Below are 18062 nucleotides of genomic sequence, written 5' to 3'. Positions count from 1 at the left end.
GTGAATCGCATGCATCCTTCAAGGGATATCATAGGTAGCAAAGGAAAAGAGCTTTTGGGAAAGAAAATCGCTCTCGGAATTTGCGGTAGCGTGGCGGCCTTCAAGGCACCAGAGCTCGCAAGACTTTTGATGAGACACGGTGCTGAGGTCCGGGCGGTGATGACAAAAAGTGCTACAGAAATCATATCTCCCAACCTGATGGAGTGGGCAACTGGCAACGAGGTCATAATAGAACTCACGGGAAAAATAGAGCATGTAGAGACGGCTCTGTGGGCGGATGTTATACTGGTAGCCCCTGCAACGGCAAACACCATAGGAAAAATTTCTCAAGGTATAGATGACACAACTGTGACATCTCTTGTCTCCGTTGCGCTAGGATTGAAGAAACCGGTAATATTGGTTCCCGCCATGCATGCTTCTATGTACGAACATCCTGCGGTTAAGGAAAACCTCGCGAAAATCAAAAAAATGGGAATGGTAGTTGTAGAACCGATTGTTGAAGAAGAAAAGGCGAAATTTCCACCGATAGAAAGAATATTCTGGCATGTTCTTTGTGTTCTGACGAAAAAAGATATGGATGGTTTAAAGGTTCTTGTCACAGCAGGTCCAACTGTGGAACCGATAGATCCCATAAAATTTATTACAAATCCGAGCTCCGGAAAGATGGGAATTGCCTTTGCCAAGATTGCGGCGGCTCGCGGGGCCGAGGTCACTTTAATATATGGACCTGGAACCGAACCAATTCCTGAAGACATAAACGTTGTGCAGGTTAGGACTACGAAAGAGATGAAGGATGCTTTTGATCGCGCGCTCGAAGAACATCCGGACATAGTTGTTGCCGCTGCGGCTCCCCTTGATTTCGAGGTTGAAAGTCCTTTCGAAAGAAAACTCAGACACGATCAACCTGTTTTACTGAAACTGAAACCTGCGCCGAGAATTCTCGACGATGTTAAAAGAAAAGTTCCGGAAGCGTTCGTCGTGGGCTTTAAAGCCGAGTATTTCGTCAGCGATGAAGAGTTAGAGAATTCAGGAAAAAGAAAACTAGAGGAGGGAGGCCTAGATTTAGTTGTAGCTAACGATGTTGCAAGACCGGGAGCAGGCTTCAGAGCGGATCGAAATGAGGTTATCATCATCTCAAAAAACATGAAAAGTAAAATGAGTGCAAGCAAAGAGGAAATAGCGTGGACGGTCTTAAACATTGCGCTGGAGGAGCTGCGGAAAAGGAAATCTTGAAAGCCAAAGTTTTTGTTCCCGGCCACATTTCCGGCTTTTTCCAGCCTTTTCTACACGAGAATCCTTTGCGTTGTGGATCTAGAAATTGCGGACCGTGCACCGAAGCAGGTGTGAAAACCCAAGTGACCCTGAGAAAATCCGAGAAGAGAAACATTGAAATCGAAATAAACGGTAAGCGTTGTGAGGCTAAAACAAGCAGGTGGGTGGCTGAAAAGCTTCTGCCGGAGGGCTGGAGCGCAACCATTGAACATCTAACCGAAGTTCCCGTTGGGGCGGGATTTGGAGTAAGTGGCGCTGGAGCGCTTGGTGTTTCAATTGGTTTAGTTCGCGCCCTCGGACTAAAGATGAGAAGATCAGAAATCATTGCAAATGCGCATGTAGCGGAAGTCATCTGTAGAACCGGTCTTGGGGATGTGAACGCTCAGTCCACAGGAGGTTTGGTCATTGGAGTTAAACCCGGAGCCCCACCATACGGTAAAACAAGAAAAATGAAGCTGAATGGAAATTTTTTGATAGTTTGTTGTACTCTCGGAGAAATAAAAACTTCCTCCATTCTAAGAGAAGAAGAATTCATAAAACGTGCAAAAGAACTCGGTGGGGATGCTATGCGAAGAATCCTAGCATCCCCAACGATCTCCAATTTTCTCCAGATTTCCAGAGATTTCGCAGAAAAGCTCGGTCTAATGAGCAAAGAACTGAGAGAGATGTGCGATATGGCGGTCAGAGAAGGAGCGTTGGGCGCAAGCCAAGCTATGCTCGGAAAAACTGTTTTCGCATTTTGCAACCAAAAAAATGCGAAAACAATTGAAAATCTATTCCGTGAAGTTGGAGGAGAGACCCTTATTACGCGAATATCTAAAGGGGGAGCAAGCTCAATAAGTTTCCCTATGGACAACCTCGTCTAATGGCAAACGAGGGGTTTTTGATGGTTTCTCTGCGGGCTTTCCAATCGGAATTATTGCTACCGGCCTAACACCAGATGGAATCTTTAGAATTCTGGAAACTTCACGCTCATCAAACGCGCCTATCCAGCAGGTGCCATAGCCTAAGGCAAACGCTGCTAAAAGCATGTTTTGGATTGCCGCTGCTGTATCTTGAATCGCATAAAGCTCCTCGCCACGCTTACCGTACACCCGAGAACTTCTTGCAAGGTTTGCACAGACGATAATCACAACTGGTGCTTCTTCTATGAAAGATTGTCCAAGAGCTGCCTCTACAAGCTCTCTCTTTCTCTCCGCATCTCTAACCACTATAAATTCCCATGGTTGTCTATTTCCTGCACTTGGAGCTGCAATCGCTGCTTCTAGAATTTTTTTCAAATCCTCTTCACATACCGGATCTTGCTTGAAGGCCCGGATGCTCCTCCTTTTGTGAATAGCTTCAAATACATCCATCGAAATCAATTTAATCATATTGATGTAATAGCTTTTCGGATGTCGTTTCCGCAGCTGAATTGGATCGTTGAAAAAGCCGCCGAACTTTTGGAAGACAAGGTAAAGGAAGGACCTCTTTCAGAGAAAGATGTTGAAATAGCCTTTGAAATTCTCGCTAAGCCCAGGATGGACCATATTATGAGTAGTCTCTCTGGAAGAATCAAGGAATCTGAAGCTAGAGACTACATAATGATGAAACTCAGAGAAAGGGCTAAACTTTTAAACACACAACATTGGGGAGTTGGTGAAAAAATTTAGACAAAAGGAACACCCATCCAGATGGCATAAATTAGAAATGCTAAAACAATAGCAGCCAAAAGTAGACTCATGCCCCATTTTTTTGCCTGCGCCCTGATACAGATGTATGAAAAGAGAAGGAAGACTGCTGCAATCAAACCGAAGATTATCGAGAGGACGATCTGCCCAGCGAGCTTCACCCAGCCACTAGCAAAGAATATTGCCAATGCTGGAAGGATAATAAGCAGGGCAAGCAATGTCCCCGCTATCATCCACACCTTCAAGCGCTCATCCCCCATTTTAATTTTCGACAATCTATAAAAGGGTTGTATAAAAACCTTCTCCGAGTAGCGATGGGCATAACCGAAGACATTCAGTGGCTTAAATCGGATGAAGGCAGCTTGCTTACTATTTTTGCAATCATAGCAAAGAGCGGGCCCTGTAGCCTGCGACAGATAAAGATGAGCTATTCGAAAAACGGAGATTGGTGGCCTGTTAAACTGTATGTGAAAATGCTCGAGGAAAAGAAAATTGTAGAAGAAAGAGAAGGAGAATACTCACTAACTGAATATGGCAAAAAAATATTGGAAACCATAAAGGCTACTGAAGATTTAACCGCTTTGTGAGATGAGAACTGTTTTTTACTTACAACCGTTCATTTTTCATTTGAGGGGTCGTGGGGTAGCCTGGTCTATCCTGCCGGCTTTGGGAGCCGGTGACCTGGGTTCAAATCCCGGCGACCCCACCAGATTTTCTTTTGCCACATTTCGCCTTTTTCACAACTCTCTTTTTTCTAATAATCCTCTTTTCCGGAAGCAAAACATCTAAGAGCACGAACAAGAAGCTACATGCAACAGCAATTGCTAGATAAACGTATCCCATCCCCTTTCCTGTTTCTCCAACCTCTCCCCAGCTGCCTATGCAAAGAATTTCTTTTTGGGAAACTAATGCAAAAATTTTCCCATATAGAAGAACAGGTGGATAGACCGCTGCTCCAACATTCATCTCCCAGATTAAGTTTCCGTTCGCATCATAATTTTTGAAGCCTGTCCTGGTCCCGACCAAGAGCGTTTCTGTTTCAGATATCACGAAAAACGGTTTCCCCTTTGTTTCCGTTGACCAAATGGTCTCACCGGTTTCTTTATTCAGAAAAACGAGACCTTTTGAAGTGCCTACGCAAATGCCTTCCTTAAAAACCAGCGGCTTTGTGACGCAACCCAGATCCCTCATCCAGAGAACTTCACCTGAATTTGTGGAAACTGCAAAAAGAGAATTATCGGAACATAGATACGCCACGTTTTCTTCGATTGTGAAGTCGAAAATCACCGGACAGAACCTACCAATGGAAATCGTTTTACGCCAAGCTCCATTTGAAATATCTAGGAAAACGAGATTTCCTCCAAATGTGGCTATAACCAAAGAATCACCAAGCAAAATCGGCTGGGTGACGACTATTTCATTGAGATTTTCTTCCCATCGGAGAATTCCATCAAAACCTAAGGAAACAACGTAGCCTTCGTGAGAAATAATAAAAATCGAATTACCCCCAACAACTAGGGCTCGTCTCCTGGGATCTTTCATTTCAAATCTCCACAGAAGATCGCCGTGATCTGCGCTAAGACAAACGATTCCTTCGGATGTGCTCACAAATACTCTTCCCTCACATGCTGCAGACGCCAAAATTTTTCCATCCATCTGCTTTGACCACCTGATTTTTCCGCTATGGGCGTAAAGCGCGAATAAGCGGCCCTCATCTGAACCTGTGAAGACAAGCATTTCGTAAACACAAGGAGGAGAGAGACATGAATCGCTGCTAAATCTCCAAGCAATTTCTGGGGTGGCTACAACTGCCTGTAGGAATAGCAATAGGATCGGGATCGAAACCATTATTTTCATTTATTCTCCCACAAATCGAAAACTTCTGGCAATAAAAGAATACCTCCACAAGTTTTTTGAAAATGTTACAACAACTCTTGATTGAAATGACTGAAACTACAAACATACTTGAAAACCCGATTCTACGTCGCGAGCTGATAGAAGAAAGAGAATATCAATTAAAAATAGCGGAGGAAGCTATAAAGAAAAACGTTTTAGTCATTCTTCCAACGGCTCTTGGTAAGACAATAATTGCTGTTCTGGTTGCCGCTCATTTTCTCTACAATTATAGAGATAAAAAGGTCCTTGTAATGGCTCCAACAAGACCACTTGTCTTTCAACATTGGGAGACATTTTTAAAGTTTCTGAAAATCCGGCAGGAAGACGTCGAAGTTCTCACTGGAAAAACTCCACCAGCATATAGGATGGCTGCTTGGAATGGAAAAAGGAGGCTTTATTTCGCTACCCCGCAAGTTGTGGCAAACGACCTAGAGAGGGGTCTCAGACTGGAGAACTTCTGCCTGCTTGTCTTCGACGAATGTCACAGGTCAAGAAAAAACTATGCGTACACGAAAGTCGCGAAATCATATGTCAGCCAGTGCCCATACCCGATAATTCTGGCTATGACGGCAAGTCCCGGCGCAGAGAGGGAAAAGATCGAGGAAATCTGCAAGAGCCTGTTTATCGAACACATTGAGATAAGAACGGAAGAGGACCCAGACGTGCTACCGTATACAAGCAGAATAAAGATGGAATTCTTTTCTGTTTCACTTCCTCCCGACTATGGAGAAATCAAACAAGCTTTGCGGGAGATGCTCGACGCAAAGTTGAAATCTCTAGTTGAAATGGGAATCATAAAGAAACCTTCAAAATATGTCTTCAGAACTGACTTGCTAGAAGCGGGACAAAAAATCAGAGAAGCGCTTTCGTCTGGGGGTGGTGGCGCTCTTTATCAAGCAATACTCCTTCAGTCTGCTGCCCTCTCGCTTTACCACGCACTCGAACTTCTTGAAAGCCAGGGAGTGTACACGTTTCGAAAGTTTGTGGAAAAACTGATGAGAAGCCGAAAAAGAAGTCATAGACTGATAATAGCTGAACTAAGGGAAAGAAAACTTCTTGACAAGATTCTGAAGCTCGATATTGAACATCCGAAAGTGGAAGCAGTGGAAAAAATTGTTGCAGAGCAACTGAAGATAAACCCATCCTCCAGAATAATCGTGTTCACACAGTACAGAGATACCGTGAACAAGATTGTTGAGAGGCTCAGATCCTTAGGAATAGACTCGGAGAAATTCATCGGGCAGGCAAAAAAGGAAGGCGAAGGAATGAGCCAAGACGAGCAGAGAAAAATTCTGCAGGCTTTTAAAGAAGGCAAAGTGAGGGTACTCGTTGCTACGAGTATAGGAGAGGAAGGACTTGACATCCCTAGCGTGGAATTGGTTGTTTTCTATGAGCCGGTTCCGAGTGAAATAAGATTCATTCAGAGAAGAGGGAGAACAGGGAGGAGAAAATTCGGAAGAGTTGTGATCCTCGCAGCAGAGAAATCTGTTGACACGGCATACTTCTGGAGCACAAAAAGAAAACTCGATAAAATGAAAAGACTCGTGAAACAGCTAAACAAACAACTTCATCCCATACTTAGAATTGGGGCTCCGCCTACCCCGGCGCCACTTGAGCCCAAAGAGATTACAGAGCTTCCACCAGAAGAAATAGAATTAGCAGAAAAAGAAAGAATAAAGCGATTTGAAAGAGAAATCGCGCAAATTTCAAAAAGAGTCGTTATGGGGGTTCTTCGACGGGGAATTGACGGTCTACCAGTGCAAGAAATCTCCAAAGAACTAGAAGAGGAGGGTTTCTCGAAATCTGCCATTGCTGAAAGTATCGATAGACTTGAGGCAACGGGTCAGATTAGACGAAGAGGAGATGTTCTATTACCGAACACAAGTAAAAACGGAAATTTGAAAACTCACACCTTCGAAGTTGAGAAGGTTCTTCCTGGCAAAGCAATACTGCTTGTTGACGGAAAATGGAGATCCGTGCTCACGCCCGATCAATATAATGGTCCTAGAGAGCTCATACGCAAGGGAGCTAAATTCTCTGCGGAAGCAGACCTTTATCAAGAGGATGGAAAACTCCATGTCCGAATAATCTCCGTGGACAGAATTTTAAGTTGAAAACATTAAGAAACCGATTGATTTATAAATCAATCATAACATTAACTTTATATACAAAAAACGGACCAAAGCGGAGGATAAAAATGGAATTCTGTCCGAAATGTGGTGGGCTGATGCTTCCGAAAAAAATAGGTAAAGGTAGAAAACTCATATGCCAAAAGTGTGGTCATAAAATCGAGCTGAAAAGAGGGTCCAAGTATAAGATAAAGACTGAAAAGAAAAGAGAAGAGAAAGTCACAGTTGTCACAAAAAAAGAAAAGAAGAAAAAGAAACCTGTAAGGTACGAAGTAGAGACAGAGCCGATAGAATATTATGAAGAATTTTTCGAGGAGTGACCAAAGATTTCTACAGATTTTGGGCATGAACAGTTTCTCTCTCCAGGCAACTTTTGTATGGCTGAAAGGAAGATCTTCTTTATTTCCTCATTTTTCTTTTTCATCATTTCAAGGACTTCCGAGTGTGTGAGGATGTTTCTCGAGATCCCCGCAGCATAATTCGTTATAATCGCAACAGAGGAATAGCATATCCCAAGCTCTCTAGCCAACACGCATTCCGGGACTAGGGTCATTCCAACCATGTCTGCGCCAAGCTTCTCAAGAGCTCTTATCTCCGCCGGTGTTTCAAATCTGGGTCCCTCCATGCATGCATAGACACCTCCCTCGCGGATTTTGAAGCCCAAATTTTCAGCGACTGATTTTACGACCTTCCGGAGTTGTGGACAGAACGGCTCTGAGACATCGATGTGTGCGACTCCGCTCTTTCCACCCTCAAAAAACGTTGAAGGACGGGATTTCGTAAAATCGAGAAATTGCGTGACAAGAATAAAATCGCCCGGTTTAAACCTTCTGTTTATCGCGCCGCATGCCGATGTAGCAAGAATTCTTTCAACCCCTATCGAGTGAAGCGCCCAAATGTTTGCTCTATAATTCACTCGGTGCGGAGGAATCGAGTGAGACTCACCATGACGGGCCAAGAAAGCGATTTTTTTGCCTCCAATTTCCCCAATGCGAACACCGATAACTATTCCATATGGGGTTTTTATGTCAAACTTTCTCATCTGAACGTTTGATATCTCATAAAAACCGGAACCGCCGATAACCGCAATTTCAGCTCTCATATGCTTCTAAACATAGTCAATCGACAAAGTTAAAACCATTCCCAGTCAGCACCCAAATCTCCTCTGTCTGCTTTGATAGTTTCGAATGGCTCTCAAAAAATCCAGCTTGCTGAAAGCTGGCCAATCTGCTTCACAGAAGTAAAGTTCGGAGTAGGCCGACTGCCAAAGCAGAAAGCCGCTCAGCCTTTCCTCCCCGCTCGTCCTTATTATCAGATCTGGATCTGGAAGCCCGGCGGTGTAGAGGTGTTTCTCTATAAGATCTTCTGAAACGTCTTCAGCTCGTAGCTCTCCTCTCTCAATACATTCGCATATGCGCCTAACGGCCCGTGCGAGCTCCTTTCTACCGCCATAACCAACGGCGACATTCAGAATATAACCATCGTTATCTCGGGTGGCATCCTCAGCTTTCTTTATCGCATCTTGAACATGCGGTGGAAGCATTTCTATTTCTCCTATCACCTTTACTCTAACGTTGTATTGTCTTGTTCTTTCATCGCGTGCCACTCTCTCGAATTTTTCCGCAAACAGATCCATCAGCTTTTCCACTTCTTCCCGAGATCTCTGGAAGTTTTCTGTAGAGAACGCATAAACGGTGACGTACCGAATGCCTAATTCTCTACACCAGTCAAGAACTTCTTCTAATTTCTTTGCTCCAAACTTGTGACCTTCGGTTGGTGGAAATCCGAGTTTCTTTGCAAACCGTCTATTCCCATCAAGAATTATCGCTATATGTTTCGGAAGATTTCCGTTCTCTCTTATCTCTCCGAGTAGCTGCTGCTCGTAAAGTCTGTTCAGGATTTCTCTAATTTTTGGTATGCCTAGGAGCCTAGCTAGCGGGATTCTTTCTATCACTACTCAATAATCTGTGCCTTCTGGAAAAATAATTTTCCTCTACAGATACCTCTCCCTTTCTGGACCAGCTTTAAGAGCGGCTTGAGCAGCGGCGAGTCTTGCAACAGGAATTCTGTACGGTGAGCAGGAAACATAGTTTAGCCCGACCTCATGACAAAATCTGATGGAATCCGGATCTCCGCCATGTTCGCCGCATATCCCCACAACCAGATCTGGTCTCTTTTTCTTCCCTAATTCTACACCCATCTTTATCAGCTTCCCAACACCCTCGATGTCTAACGTCTGGAATGGATCTTTGGGGAGAATCTTCTTCTCTATGTACAAGAAAAGGAATTTGTGCTCTACATCATCCCTCGAAAAGGCAAATGTCATCTGAGTCAGGTCATTTGTTCCAAATGAGAAGAATTCCGCCCACTCGGCGATTTCATCTGCCGTCAGAGCTGCTCTCGGAACTTCGATCATCGTTCCAAACTTGTAATGAACCTCAACCCCGTACTCTTTCATAACCTCCTTCGCCACACTTTCGAGTTGTTCCCTCACGACCTTCAGCTCGTTGGCATGCGCAACCAAAGGAATCATTATTTCTGGCTTCGGGTTGTATCCCTCGCGCTTGAGCTCACATGCCGCCTCGAAAATTGCTCTCACTTGCATCTCATTTATTTCCGGATGTGTGATCCCGAGTCTGCATCCTCTCAATCCCAGCATGGGGTTCTGGTCACGCATCTCCTCTACCCTGCGCAAAAGATGTTCCTTCTCCTCGAGTTCGCTGCTCTTTTCTCCTCTTATTTTCATTTCCAAAACTTCTTCCAAAAGCTTCTCATATCTTGGCAAGAATTCGTGCAGAGGTGGATCGAGGAGTCTTATAACCACTGGTAGTCCGTCCATTATTCTCAAAATCTCTTTGAAATCACTCTTCTGGAATTCCTTAATCTTTGCGAGCAATTCCCTACGTTTCTCGGCGTTATCCTCCAAAATAACCATTCTGAAAATCGGAAGCCTTTCCTCTTCGAAAAACATATGCTCGGTACGACAAAGACCTATACCCTGCGCACCCATTTCTCTCGCGAGCTTGGCATCTCTCGGATAGTCCGCATTCGCCCAGTTTTCCAGTCTCTTTACTTCATCACACCAGTTCAACAGCTTTTTAAGTTCTGGAGAGAGTCGCGGTTCTATCAACGGAGCTTCTCCTAAGATTACCTCTCCAGTGGATCCGTTGATTGTAATGATGTCTCCTTCCTTTACGATTATTCCGCCGGGTGCTTCGAACTGGCCCAATTCAAGGTCTATCTTTATCTCTTCACAACCAACCACGGCCGGTTTTCCAAGACCTCTTGTGACTACAGCAGCGTGAGAAGTCATGCCCCCTCGTGAAGTGAGAACGCCCTGCGAGGCGATTATTCCACCGACGTCGTCCGGGCTGGTCTCCGGCCTAACAAGAATGACTTTCTCCCCTTTAGATCCAAGTTCTTTCGCTTTCTCTGAGTCAAAAACAACTTTACCAACAGCCGCGCCCGGACTCGCGTTAAGCCCCTTGGCGATGACCTTCACTTTTGCTTCTGGGTCTATCTGCTTGTGAAGGAGTTGCTCCACCTGGGATGGTTCTATTCTGAGAATAGCTTCCTCCTTTCTGATTATCCCTTCCTCAACCATATCGACAGCGATTTTAACTGCTGCCTGCGCTGTTCTCTTTCCAGTCCTAGTCTGGAGAAGATACAGTTTTCCCTTCTCCACCGTGAACTCGATGTCTTGCATATCCTTATAGTGGCGTTCAAGCCTTTCGGCGACATCTACGAGCTGTTCGTAGATCTCTGGCCATTTCTCCTTTAGCTCGGATATTTTCATGGGCGTTCTTATCCCGGCTACAACGTCCTCGCCCTGCGCGTTGAAGAGAAACTCTCCGTAAAGCTCCTTCTCACCAGTAGAAGGATTACGCGTGAACATCACACCAGTACCGCTGTCGTCACCAATGTTCCCGAAAACCATCGTCACTATGTTAACTGCCGTTCCCAGATCGTGGGGAATCTTGTAGTAATTTCTGTATTCTATCGCCCTCTTGTTATTCCAAGATTTGAAAACCGCCTCGATGGCAAGCTCTAATTGCTTCCATGGGTCTGCTGGAAAATCTTCTCCTTTCTCCTCTCGAATTATTCTCTTGAAGTCTTCGACGATTTTCTCCAGATGTTCTGCCGTCAAATCTGTATCTTTCTTCGCGCCGACTCTTTCCTTCCACTGCTCAAAAACTTTGTCAAACTTTTCACCACTTACCCTGAGCACTATCCTCCCAAACATCTGGAGGAAGCGTCTATACGCATCTAGAGCAAACCTCCGATTTCCCGTAAGCCTCGCTAGTCCTTCCATCGTCTCATCGTTCAGGCCCAAATTCAGGATTGTGTCCATCATGCCCGGCATGGAAAGCATGGAGCCCGAGCGAACGGAAACGAGAAGAGGATTTGACTTATCACCAAAGCTTTTACCCGTCATTTTCTCAAGTCTCTGCATCGCTTTTCGCACTTCATCCATCAGCCCATCCGGGAGCTTTCCTCCAAGCTCGTAGTACTTTTTACAGACGTCCGTTGTTATCACAAAGCCAGGTGGAACCGGAAGACCAAGTTGAGTCATCATGCAGAGACCGGCTCCTTTGCCACCTAGGAGCCTCTTGTTCGTCGGGTCTCCTTCATCGAAGAAATACAAACTCTTGTTACTGTCCATGTTCTCTTTACTATTTGGATATTGAAGGGATATTTAACCTTTTGTTAACACAATTTAGGAGGGAGAAAATGGAACCGTCAGAAATCATAAAGGTTTTACCAGGGTTCGGTGGTTTCGATTTTCCTTATGAAAAAGCGGATGTTGTTTTCGTTGGTGTTCCGCTTGACTTAACCTCTAGCTACAGGTCGGGGTATAGGTTTGCGCCTGCAAAAATAAGAGAAGCTTCGGCAAATCTTGAGACCTTTGTCACATCCATCGGCATAGATGTTTTCGAAGCCCTCAACATCTCCGACTTGGGGGATATTGTGGTAACCCAGACGGATATCGTTACCACAGGGCAAAAAATCGAAAAAATCGTTAGAAAGATCAGAAGAGATGGAAAGTTTCCGTTCCTGCTAGGTGGGGAGCATACTCTCACGGTTTTCTCAACTGTGGCATTCGATGATGTATTCATCGTCCAACTTGACGCCCACAGGGATCTGAGGGAGGAATACCTCGGCGATAAAATATGCCATGCGACGGTTATGCGGAGGATTCTCGATCGAGTTCCTGCGGAAAAGGTCATACAGCTTGGAGTCAGATCTTGGTCAAAAGAAGAGGAGGAGTGGTTAAGAAAAACGCGAATCCGGGCATATACCTCAGAGGACATTTCTACAAATTTGGATGGGGTTATGAGAGAGATCAGAGACCTGATTGGCAGTGAAAGCGTTTACCTGACAATAGATCTCGATGTTCTGGATCCGGCCTTCGCCCCGGCTGTGGCTACTCCTGAACCCTCTGGACTTTCAACCGCCGAGATTTTAAAAATTGTACGAAAGATAGCCGAGATGAAACTGGTAGGAGTCGACGTTGTCGAACTGGTTCCTCAATATGATAACGGAAATACAGCGTTCGTTGCTGCTAGAATAATCTACGAGATCTTAGCAGTTTTGGGCTCCAAAAAATAATGCAAGGAAAGATTGTCTAACAATAACATTCAGGTGGACGACCGATCAAATTCCTTGTCCAGCCTTCTGCACCAGGTCCTGTCCCTTTTCAATGATGATCCTGGTAGGCATTGGTATCTTCATGGAAGCTCTGCGAAGAGCCTCCTTGGCTAATGGGAAGTGTTCTACACCTACTCTAACCGTCATTATTTTCTGACCGGTCGTTACTCTTGCCGCCGTTCCGATTGGCTTCCCAAAAGCTAGCCTCATTCCGTCAGATATTCTATCCGCACCCGCTCCAGCAGCCATTGGATTTTCACGTAAAACGTGGTGAGGGTACACTCTGAGCTTTAGATGATATCTTTCTTTACCAATCTCCTTTTCTAAAAGTCTGTTCGCAGCGACCCTTGCAGCCTCAAGTGCGTTGTGCCTTATTTGTCCGTTCTCAAGAGTTATCAGAGACATCTCTACGGGAAAATCTCCCGAAGGATTCCCCATATCGAAAAAAGTCACCCTTGGCTGAGGAACTCCTTTTACGAATTCCTTTCTCGTATACGCAGGTCCGCTAAAGTATCTGTATGTCTTACCAGGTCTGAGCGGCATATCTCCACCACTATGTAAGAGTGACATTCTCTTTAAAAAGGGAGTCGATAAAGTTGTGGAATTCAGATGTATATCATAATAGTTGGGGGAGGTCGGACGGGATCCGCCCTTGCCCAGAGGCTTAGCGAGCGAGGACACAACGTCGTCATAATCGAGAAGGACGAAAAAAGAGCTCATGAACTAGCCAGTAGACTGAATACTCTTGTTATTCACGGAAACGGAGCGGAACTAAAAGTACTGAAAGATGCTGGACTCGAGAAAGCTGATGCTCTGGTGGCGCTGACGGATGCGGATGAGGTGAACCTGATGGCATGCGAAATCGCAAAAAAGCAAGGAGTACCGACGGTTATAGCAAGGGTCAACGACGATGCTCATGCGCAGATGTTTGAGTCAATTGGAATAGACGTTGCGGTAAGCATTCCAACAACACTCAGCATGCTCTTTGAGAAAGTTCTTTTGGGCGGTGCTGGAGTTTACGGTCTGCTAAGCGTGGGGGGTGGAAAAGGCGAAGTCATAGAGGTTAAGGTCGGCCCTAACTCGAAAGCCGTTGGTAAGACACTTTCTGAGCTCAAGCTTAAGGACGTCGTGGTCGCGACGATATCGAGGGGCGATGAACTCATAATCCCAAAAGGCGATACCACCATTCAACCTGGGGATTTGGTCACGATAATCGGATACAAATCTGCCGCGACGAAGATAGCGAGGTTCCTGAAAGGAGATTAGGTTTTTCTCAAATGTGTAGTTCTACAATGTCTCCGTCTTTCAAAACGTATTCGCGGGAGACTTGCTGACCTGGGAATTTGGTTGATCCCCAGACCCTCGCAAATTTCAGATTTTTCTCAAAATCTTTGTGTACAGCTCTGGCAACGTCTAAAACCGTCGCACCCTCGTTCAGAACAAGTGGCTTTTTGGACGGCTGGCCGTCGGGGGGTTTTGTGTAGATTCTAATCACCCGCAGTGATTTGAATATTTCTTTCTTCAGGTTTGCGATGTCGTTTCCGACTAAAATCACACGAAAACCCTCGGGTATCTCCGTCTGAAGGAGGCGCAAGTTTTCCAAGGCACGTGGAGAATCCGATTTTGTGGCCAAAATAAAAGCCGGTTTAAAAACAATACCTCCTCTGATCACGTCACGAAGCAGCTCGATGGAAACAGGTTCGCGAATTATTATCGAAGCGTTGTGTATTCTCATTTCTTGGAGGAGCCTCTTAACGGCTTTTTCTCCACCTGCAACGAGCTCTGCTCCCCTGATTTCTATGCCCCCTGAAGATTTGGGCTCGAACGAGATTGCGGGTGGACGTTCGTTTACTTTCACTCTAATTTTTTCTAATTCTTCAAGAAGGACTCTAAGTTGAAGAACAGGATCTTCAGACAGATCTATAACCAGCGCAATAGCATCCGCCGTTCTGGCCAAACTCAATGGAGCTGGTCCAAGACCCCTACCTTCAGCCGAACCCTCGATGATGGCTGGAGCCTCAACGAGCTGAACTTGAACATCCTCAAACTCCATCATTCCTGGCTCCGGACGTGTGGTAGTAAAAGGATACTCAGCCACCTCAGGTTTGGCTGAAGTTAAGAGCCGCAGAACTGTAGACTTTCCAGAATTCGGAAATCCTAAGAGAACTATCTGAGCCGCGCCTTCCTTCTTCACAGCGAATGTTAGAGTCGTCCTTCCGGCACGCTTTGCCCTTCTCCTTTCCTCTTCTTCCCTGAGTTTCGCCAAGCGCGTCTTGAGCATCTTGAGCAGTTTCTCTGTACCTTTGTGTTTGGGGGCTAGCCTTATGAGTTCTTCTGTTAAACGTATCTTTTCCTCCAGCGTTTTCGCCTGCGCGTACTGCTGTTCCACTTTTAAATATTCTGGAGGAAGATTCGCGGGCATTTCTCCCCCAAAATTAACGGTTCGATGGATGGCTTATTATATTAGAGGCGGGACTTACGGCGGACCTTGAGCTTCCCTAGAATCTCTGGAAAAACCGGTATTAGGGCTTTGATCAGAGATGAGTGAAATTCAAAATCAAACGCGCTTTTAACAATTCCTATAAACATTTGATCTTCAAGAAGCGATACCAATGTGTCTATTTTTTTGTCAGAAAGATTAAAGAGAAAACGGCTGGCGAGCTTCGAGACCTCCAACTCGCTCAGAAGCTCTTTTCTGAACATTTGGATGTAAAATTTCGAAGCTTTTTTCGGTTTTTCTTCCTCGAAAGCCCGGAGGATTGAGAGGGCTGCGATGTTTGCGCAAAACATCCCTAGAAAAATTCCTCCACCGGTAATCTGTTTGACCTGCCCGGCTGCATCTCCAACCAGAAGAAAATTGTCTCTGGCTGGAGATGATAGAAAAGTTCTGGGGATGGCTTTGACTCCGGCACTCACTACGACCTTCTGTTTCACTCTGCCAGCTATTCCTGGGTGTTTGGCGATGAGATTGCGCAGATATCTAACCGGGTTTCCAGAAGTCGTTCCAAGTCCTATTCTGCAAACATCGCCTGCTCGAACTCCCCAAGCGAAAAAGCCCGGAGAAAACCGCTGCCCAAGGTATATCTCGGCAGTTCCTTCCTCGATTTCACCCTTTGTTTCAATTTGAGCACAAAAGGTGAACTCTCCAAAATCTAGCCCGAGAGATTTTCTAACGATTGAAGAAAAACCGTCGGAGCCTATGATAATCGAAGGTTTCGCAAATCCAGAAAAAACACCGGAGAGTTTAACTTTCGAAGTCGAACAATCGATCCCGATGCATCTCGTCGAGAGATAGAACTCTGCGCCCGCATTTAATGCCTCCTCAGCCAACCACCGGTCAAAAGCGGCTCTGTCGATCACCCAAGCTTCTTTCCCTCCACGCCCAATTTTTGAAGATAAACCAGAAGATGAGAAAAACTGGGCGCTTTTGAGTTCTCCCAAAACCCAATCCTCCTTTTTAATGCCAAGTGTCCTCATTCCTCGGATACCCACAATACCAGCACAGCAAGAAGGATGACCTATCTGTGGATGCTCCTCCACGACGACGACCTCAAGTCCTTTCTCCGATAAGATTTTTGCGAGGAAACTTCCGCACGGACCGGCTCCGACTATTAGAACATCTGGATAGATCATCTGCTTAAATGTCTAAGGAAAATCGATTAAAAAGACATTCAGCAACATTCTTTTAGCGTCGGCTAGGGTAATTAAAGGGGTAGTAGAATGACGGTACAAATCCTTACCGCTCTGATGGGCTGTCTTGCGGTCATCATCCCGGGGCTTCTTTTCTCAATCGCGCTCTTTCCAGGCAAAAATCAGATGGATCTTTCGACGAGAATTGCAAGTGGAATCGGGTTGGGGTTGCTGCTCTCAACTTGGGTCTCGTACATCTTGGCAAGATATCATAGACTCGTACTGAGTCAATTTCTCATCGCTATGACGATCGCTGGAGCGATTCTTTTCTTGTTCGCCTTTTTAAGAGGTGGGATAAAGATCCCGAGTTTCCTACAAAGAAAGAAAACTCCTACAGAGGTTCCAACCGGTGGAGGAAATGAAGGAGGCGTTCAAGTTCAAACAGGCGATAGTAGTCAGAGTTGACATCCCGATGAGTCCGGGAAAAATAGCAGCTCAAGTTGCCCACGCTGCCGTTGCCGCTGCTGAAAGAACTCGCATGGAAAAACCAGAATGGTTTAAGGAATGGATAAGTGAGGGCCAGAAGAAGGTCGTACTAAAAGTTCATGACGAGGAAGATCTACGCAATCTGAAAAAAGAAGCAGAAGCTCTGAGAATCCCGAGCGAACTCATATCCGATGCTGGACTCACAGAAATCCCCCCTGGAACGATTACGGCTCTAGGGATAGGTCCCGCCCCATCTGAGCTTCTGGACAGAGTAACAGGAAAACTTCATCTCCTCTGAGCGGAGATAATATGTCGAAAAGACTGAAAGATGTTGGAGAGAGCGCAGTTCTAAGACTTGCCAGAAAGATTTTCACAAAAAGTAAAATTGTCGTAACTGGAATAGGAGACGATGCGGCCGTGCTTTCCATTGGTGGAAAATTTTTTGCAATGACCACAGACATGTTTGTCGGCAAAACTTCCATTCCGCAGATCGCAACCCCCGAACAGATCGGGAAGAAAGCGGTTGTCATAAATTTTAGCGATCTCGCGGCGGTTGGGGCTAGACCGATCGCACTCCTTTTCTCCATCGCCATGCCGGCAGATTTTGAGTTATCATCCGTCGAGAGAATAATGAGGTCGATGGAAAAAGAAGCCAGAAGGTATGGAGCTTGCGTGGTTGGTGGGGATGTGGATAAAGGGGAAGATATAACGATTGCCGGTTTTGCTTTTGGAATAGTTGAAGGAAAAATTCTTACAAGAGATCGGGCTAGGCCTGGTGAACTTGTGGGGGTTACTGGCGAGCTAGGTAGTGCGGCCGCCGGACTGGATGTGATCAGGAGAAAACTTGAGGAAAAAAGATTCGAACCGCTCATAAGAGCTCAGCTCGAACCGGAGGCGAGGTGTGTGGAAGGGATCATATTGGGGAAATGCAAGGGAGTTACATCAGCGATCGATATCAGCGATGGCTTCGCGTACAATCTTTGGCAAATCGCTGAAGAGAGTGGGATCGGGATAACCGTTGAGAAAGAAAAACTTCCAATTTGCTCGCTCGTAAAAGAATACTCAAAGAGTATAGGAAAGGATCCGTACGACTTCGCTCTCTTTGGAGGTGAAGATTATGAACTCCTTTTCACCATAAAACCATCCTCTCTTTCCGAACTGGAGCGGAAGTTTAAGAGAGCTAACAGAAAATTCACGATTGTCGGAAAAACCGTAAGGGGAAGAGGTGTTTGGATCTCCGAAGAAGGAAAGGTCAAGAGATTGCCAAAAATAGGTTTCGAGCACTTTAGGCATAACTCTCAAAACCTATGAACCCTCCTCTTTAGTGGAG

The 18062-nt window shown here is 45.5% G+C and carries 20 protein-coding genes and 1 tRNA gene; 12 read left to right on the top strand and 9 right to left on the bottom strand.

The genetic code is table 11. The features are described 5' to 3' along the window. The first annotated feature begins 9 nt into the window (after window positions 1–9). Both coaBC and QXF64_03305 read left to right on the top strand, forming a co-directional pair. Entirely contained in the window at window positions 10–1233 is a 1224-nt protein-coding gene (coaBC, locus tag QXF64_03310; protein MEM1689514.1) for a bifunctional phosphopantothenoylcysteine decarboxylase/phosphopantothenate--cysteine ligase CoaBC, read from the top strand. Next, the gene (locus tag QXF64_03305; GenBank protein ID MEM1689513.1) at window positions 1182–2138 is read left to right on the top strand and encodes a pantoate kinase; all 957 of its coding nucleotides are present in this window, start codon (window positions 1182–1184) and stop codon (window positions 2136–2138) included. The genes coaBC and QXF64_03305 overlap by 52 nt, the downstream gene beginning before the upstream one ends. Here QXF64_03305 and QXF64_03300 read toward each other — a convergent pair. Then, window positions 2106–2627 (bottom strand): nitroreductase family protein, encoded by a 522-nt coding sequence (locus QXF64_03300; protein ID MEM1689512.1) that lies wholly within the window; start codon window positions 2625–2627, stop codon window positions 2106–2108. The two genes, QXF64_03305 and QXF64_03300, sit on opposite strands and share 33 nt — an antisense overlap. A 39-nt stretch (window positions 2628–2666) precedes the next feature. Between QXF64_03300 and QXF64_03295 the strand changes: the two genes are divergently transcribed. Beyond that, a complete protein-coding gene (locus tag QXF64_03295; GenBank protein ID MEM1689511.1) occupies window positions 2667–2924 on the top strand; it encodes a hypothetical protein in 258 nt (85 codons plus the stop codon). Here QXF64_03295 and QXF64_03290 read toward each other — a convergent pair. After that, the gene (locus tag QXF64_03290) at window positions 2921–3202 is read right to left on the bottom strand and encodes a hypothetical protein (protein MEM1689510.1); all 282 of its coding nucleotides are present in this window, start codon (window positions 3200–3202) and stop codon (window positions 2921–2923) included. The two genes, QXF64_03295 and QXF64_03290, sit on opposite strands and share 4 nt — an antisense overlap. Before the next feature lie 54 nt (window positions 3203–3256). Between QXF64_03290 and QXF64_03285 the strand changes: the two genes are divergently transcribed. Then, window positions 3257–3529 (top strand): winged helix-turn-helix domain-containing protein, encoded by a 273-nt coding sequence (locus QXF64_03285; GenBank protein MEM1689509.1) that lies wholly within the window; start codon window positions 3257–3259, stop codon window positions 3527–3529. Between the two features lie 44 nt (window positions 3530–3573). Beyond that, a tRNA-Pro gene (locus QXF64_03280) sits at window positions 3574–3651 on the top strand. Here the strand turns inward: QXF64_03280 and QXF64_03275 are convergent. Next, window positions 3630–4799, bottom strand: a complete 1170-nt coding sequence (locus QXF64_03275) for a PQQ-binding-like beta-propeller repeat protein (protein ID MEM1689508.1) — start codon at window positions 4797–4799, stop codon at window positions 3630–3632. The genes QXF64_03280 and QXF64_03275 overlap by 22 nt on opposite strands. Window positions 4800–4885: 86 nt before the next feature. Between QXF64_03275 and QXF64_03270 the strand changes: the two genes are divergently transcribed. Both QXF64_03270 and QXF64_03265 read left to right on the top strand, forming a co-directional pair. Next, entirely contained in the window at window positions 4886–6952 is a 2067-nt protein-coding gene (locus QXF64_03270) for a helicase-related protein (protein ID MEM1689507.1), read from the top strand. An 83-nt stretch (window positions 6953–7035) separates the two neighbouring features. Further along, a complete protein-coding gene (locus QXF64_03265) occupies window positions 7036–7287 on the top strand; it encodes a hypothetical protein (protein MEM1689506.1) in 252 nt (83 codons plus the stop codon). On the opposite strand, the gene mtnP is transcribed toward QXF64_03265, so the two are convergent. The 3 genes from mtnP to ppdK are packed head-to-tail and all read right to left on the bottom strand — an operon-like array spanning window position 7263 to window position 11630. Next, window positions 7263–8069 (bottom strand): S-methyl-5'-thioadenosine phosphorylase, encoded by an 807-nt coding sequence (gene mtnP, locus QXF64_03260; protein MEM1689505.1) that lies wholly within the window; start codon window positions 8067–8069, stop codon window positions 7263–7265. The two genes, QXF64_03265 and mtnP, sit on opposite strands and share 25 nt — an antisense overlap. 45 nt (window positions 8070–8114) lie before the next feature. Next, window positions 8115–8921: a polyprenyl diphosphate synthase gene (uppS, locus tag QXF64_03255; protein ID MEM1689504.1), complete on the bottom strand. Its 807-nt coding sequence runs from the start codon at window positions 8919–8921 to the stop codon at window positions 8115–8117. 39 nt (window positions 8922–8960) lie between these two features. After that, window positions 8961–11630 carry a pyruvate, phosphate dikinase gene (ppdK, locus tag QXF64_03250; protein MEM1689503.1) on the bottom strand — a complete coding sequence of 890 codons (2670 nt, stop codon included), beginning with the start codon at window positions 11628–11630 and terminating at the stop codon, window positions 8961–8963. A gap of 68 nt (window positions 11631–11698) precedes the next feature. On the opposite strand from ppdK, the gene speB reads away from it, so the two are divergent. Then, entirely contained in the window at window positions 11699–12577 is an 879-nt protein-coding gene (gene speB, locus QXF64_03245) for an agmatinase (GenBank protein ID MEM1689502.1), read from the top strand. A 45-nt stretch (window positions 12578–12622) separates the two neighbouring features. Here speB and rplJ read toward each other — a convergent pair whose 3' ends face one another. Next, a complete protein-coding gene (gene rplJ / locus QXF64_03240; protein ID MEM1689501.1) occupies window positions 12623–13159 on the bottom strand; it encodes a 50S ribosomal protein L16 in 537 nt (178 codons plus the stop codon). Between the two features lie 66 nt (window positions 13160–13225). Here rplJ and QXF64_03235 point away from each other — a divergent pair, with 66 nt between their 5' ends. Then, window positions 13226–13882, top strand: a complete 657-nt coding sequence (locus tag QXF64_03235; GenBank protein ID MEM1689500.1) for an FAD-dependent oxidoreductase — start codon at window positions 13226–13228, stop codon at window positions 13880–13882. A gap of 7 nt (window positions 13883–13889) precedes the next feature. Here QXF64_03235 and QXF64_03230 read toward each other — a convergent pair whose 3' ends face one another. Then, window positions 13890–15038: a GTPase gene (locus tag QXF64_03230; GenBank protein MEM1689499.1), complete on the bottom strand. Its 1149-nt coding sequence runs from the start codon at window positions 15036–15038 to the stop codon at window positions 13890–13892. A gap of 41 nt (window positions 15039–15079) precedes the next feature. Beyond that, window positions 15080–16249: an NAD(P)/FAD-dependent oxidoreductase gene (locus QXF64_03225; protein MEM1689498.1), complete on the bottom strand. Its 1170-nt coding sequence runs from the start codon at window positions 16247–16249 to the stop codon at window positions 15080–15082. 87 nt (window positions 16250–16336) lie between these two features. Between QXF64_03225 and QXF64_03220 the strand changes: the two genes are divergently transcribed. Genes QXF64_03220 through thiL form a run of 3 tightly spaced genes read left to right on the top strand, consistent with a single transcriptional unit; the run spans window position 16337 to window position 18043 of the window. Beyond that, window positions 16337–16711, top strand: coding sequence for a hypothetical protein (locus QXF64_03220; protein ID MEM1689497.1), 375 nt, complete (start codon window positions 16337–16339; stop codon window positions 16709–16711). Continuing rightward, window positions 16665–17030, top strand: coding sequence for a peptidyl-tRNA hydrolase Pth2 (gene pth2 / locus QXF64_03215; protein MEM1689496.1), 366 nt, complete (start codon window positions 16665–16667; stop codon window positions 17028–17030). The genes QXF64_03220 and pth2 overlap by 47 nt, the downstream gene beginning before the upstream one ends. Before the next feature lie 11 nt (window positions 17031–17041). Beyond that, window positions 17042–18043, top strand: coding sequence for a thiamine-phosphate kinase (thiL, locus tag QXF64_03210; protein ID MEM1689495.1), 1002 nt, complete (start codon window positions 17042–17044; stop codon window positions 18041–18043). The last annotated feature ends 19 nt before the right edge of the window (window positions 18044–18062 follow it).

Source organism: Candidatus Hadarchaeales archaeon, from assembly GCA_038823825.1.
In the GTDB taxonomy this organism is placed as follows: Archaea; Hadarchaeota; Hadarchaeia; order Hadarchaeales; family Hadarchaeaceae; genus JAVZGN01.
Note: the sequence above shows the minus strand (reverse complement) of the source record. Positions and strands in the feature narration are given on the sequence as shown.

What these genes read in the sequence shown, in the direction of transcription:
- ppdK (MEM1689503.1), bottom strand. Translation starts at nt 11,630, where the DNA reads ATGGACAGTAACAAGAGTTTGTATTTCTTCGATGAAGGAGACCCGACG.
- QXF64_03285 (MEM1689509.1), top strand. Translation starts at nt 3,257, where the DNA reads ATGGGCATAACCGAAGACATTCAGTGGCTTAAATCGGATGAAGGCAGC.
- QXF64_03235 (MEM1689500.1), top strand. Translation starts at nt 13,226, where the DNA reads ATGTATATCATAATAGTTGGGGGAGGTCGGACGGGATCCGCCCTTGCC.
- QXF64_03225 (MEM1689498.1), bottom strand. Translation starts at nt 16,249, where the DNA reads ATGATCTATCCAGATGTTCTAATAGTCGGAGCCGGTCCGTGCGGAAGT.
- QXF64_03220 (MEM1689497.1), top strand. Translation starts at nt 16,337, where the DNA reads ATGACGGTACAAATCCTTACCGCTCTGATGGGCTGTCTTGCGGTCATC.
- QXF64_03300 (MEM1689512.1), bottom strand. Translation starts at nt 2,627, where the DNA reads ATGGATGTATTTGAAGCTATTCACAAAAGGAGGAGCATCCGGGCCTTC.
- QXF64_03270 (MEM1689507.1), top strand. Translation starts at nt 4,886, where the DNA reads ATGACTGAAACTACAAACATACTTGAAAACCCGATTCTACGTCGCGAG.
- QXF64_03230 (MEM1689499.1), bottom strand. Translation starts at nt 15,038, where the DNA reads ATGCCCGCGAATCTTCCTCCAGAATATTTAAAAGTGGAACAGCAGTAC.
- coaBC (MEM1689514.1), top strand. Translation starts at nt 10, where the DNA reads ATGCATCCTTCAAGGGATATCATAGGTAGCAAAGGAAAAGAGCTTTTG.
- mtnP (MEM1689505.1), bottom strand. Translation starts at nt 8,069, where the DNA reads ATGAGAGCTGAAATTGCGGTTATCGGCGGTTCCGGTTTTTATGAGATA.
- rplJ (MEM1689501.1), bottom strand. Translation starts at nt 13,159, where the DNA reads ATGCCGCTCAGACCTGGTAAGACATACAGATACTTTAGCGGACCTGCG.
- QXF64_03275 (MEM1689508.1), bottom strand. Translation starts at nt 4,799, where the DNA reads ATGAAAATAATGGTTTCGATCCCGATCCTATTGCTATTCCTACAGGCA.
- QXF64_03265 (MEM1689506.1), top strand. Translation starts at nt 7,036, where the DNA reads ATGGAATTCTGTCCGAAATGTGGTGGGCTGATGCTTCCGAAAAAAATA.
- thiL (MEM1689495.1), top strand. Translation starts at nt 17,042, where the DNA reads ATGTCGAAAAGACTGAAAGATGTTGGAGAGAGCGCAGTTCTAAGACTT.
- speB (MEM1689502.1), top strand. Translation starts at nt 11,699, where the DNA reads ATGGAACCGTCAGAAATCATAAAGGTTTTACCAGGGTTCGGTGGTTTC.
- QXF64_03290 (MEM1689510.1), bottom strand. Translation starts at nt 3,202, where the DNA reads ATGGGGGATGAGCGCTTGAAGGTGTGGATGATAGCGGGGACATTGCTT.
- QXF64_03295 (MEM1689511.1), top strand. Translation starts at nt 2,667, where the DNA reads ATGTCGTTTCCGCAGCTGAATTGGATCGTTGAAAAAGCCGCCGAACTT.
- pth2 (MEM1689496.1), top strand. Translation starts at nt 16,665, where the DNA reads ATGAAGGAGGCGTTCAAGTTCAAACAGGCGATAGTAGTCAGAGTTGAC.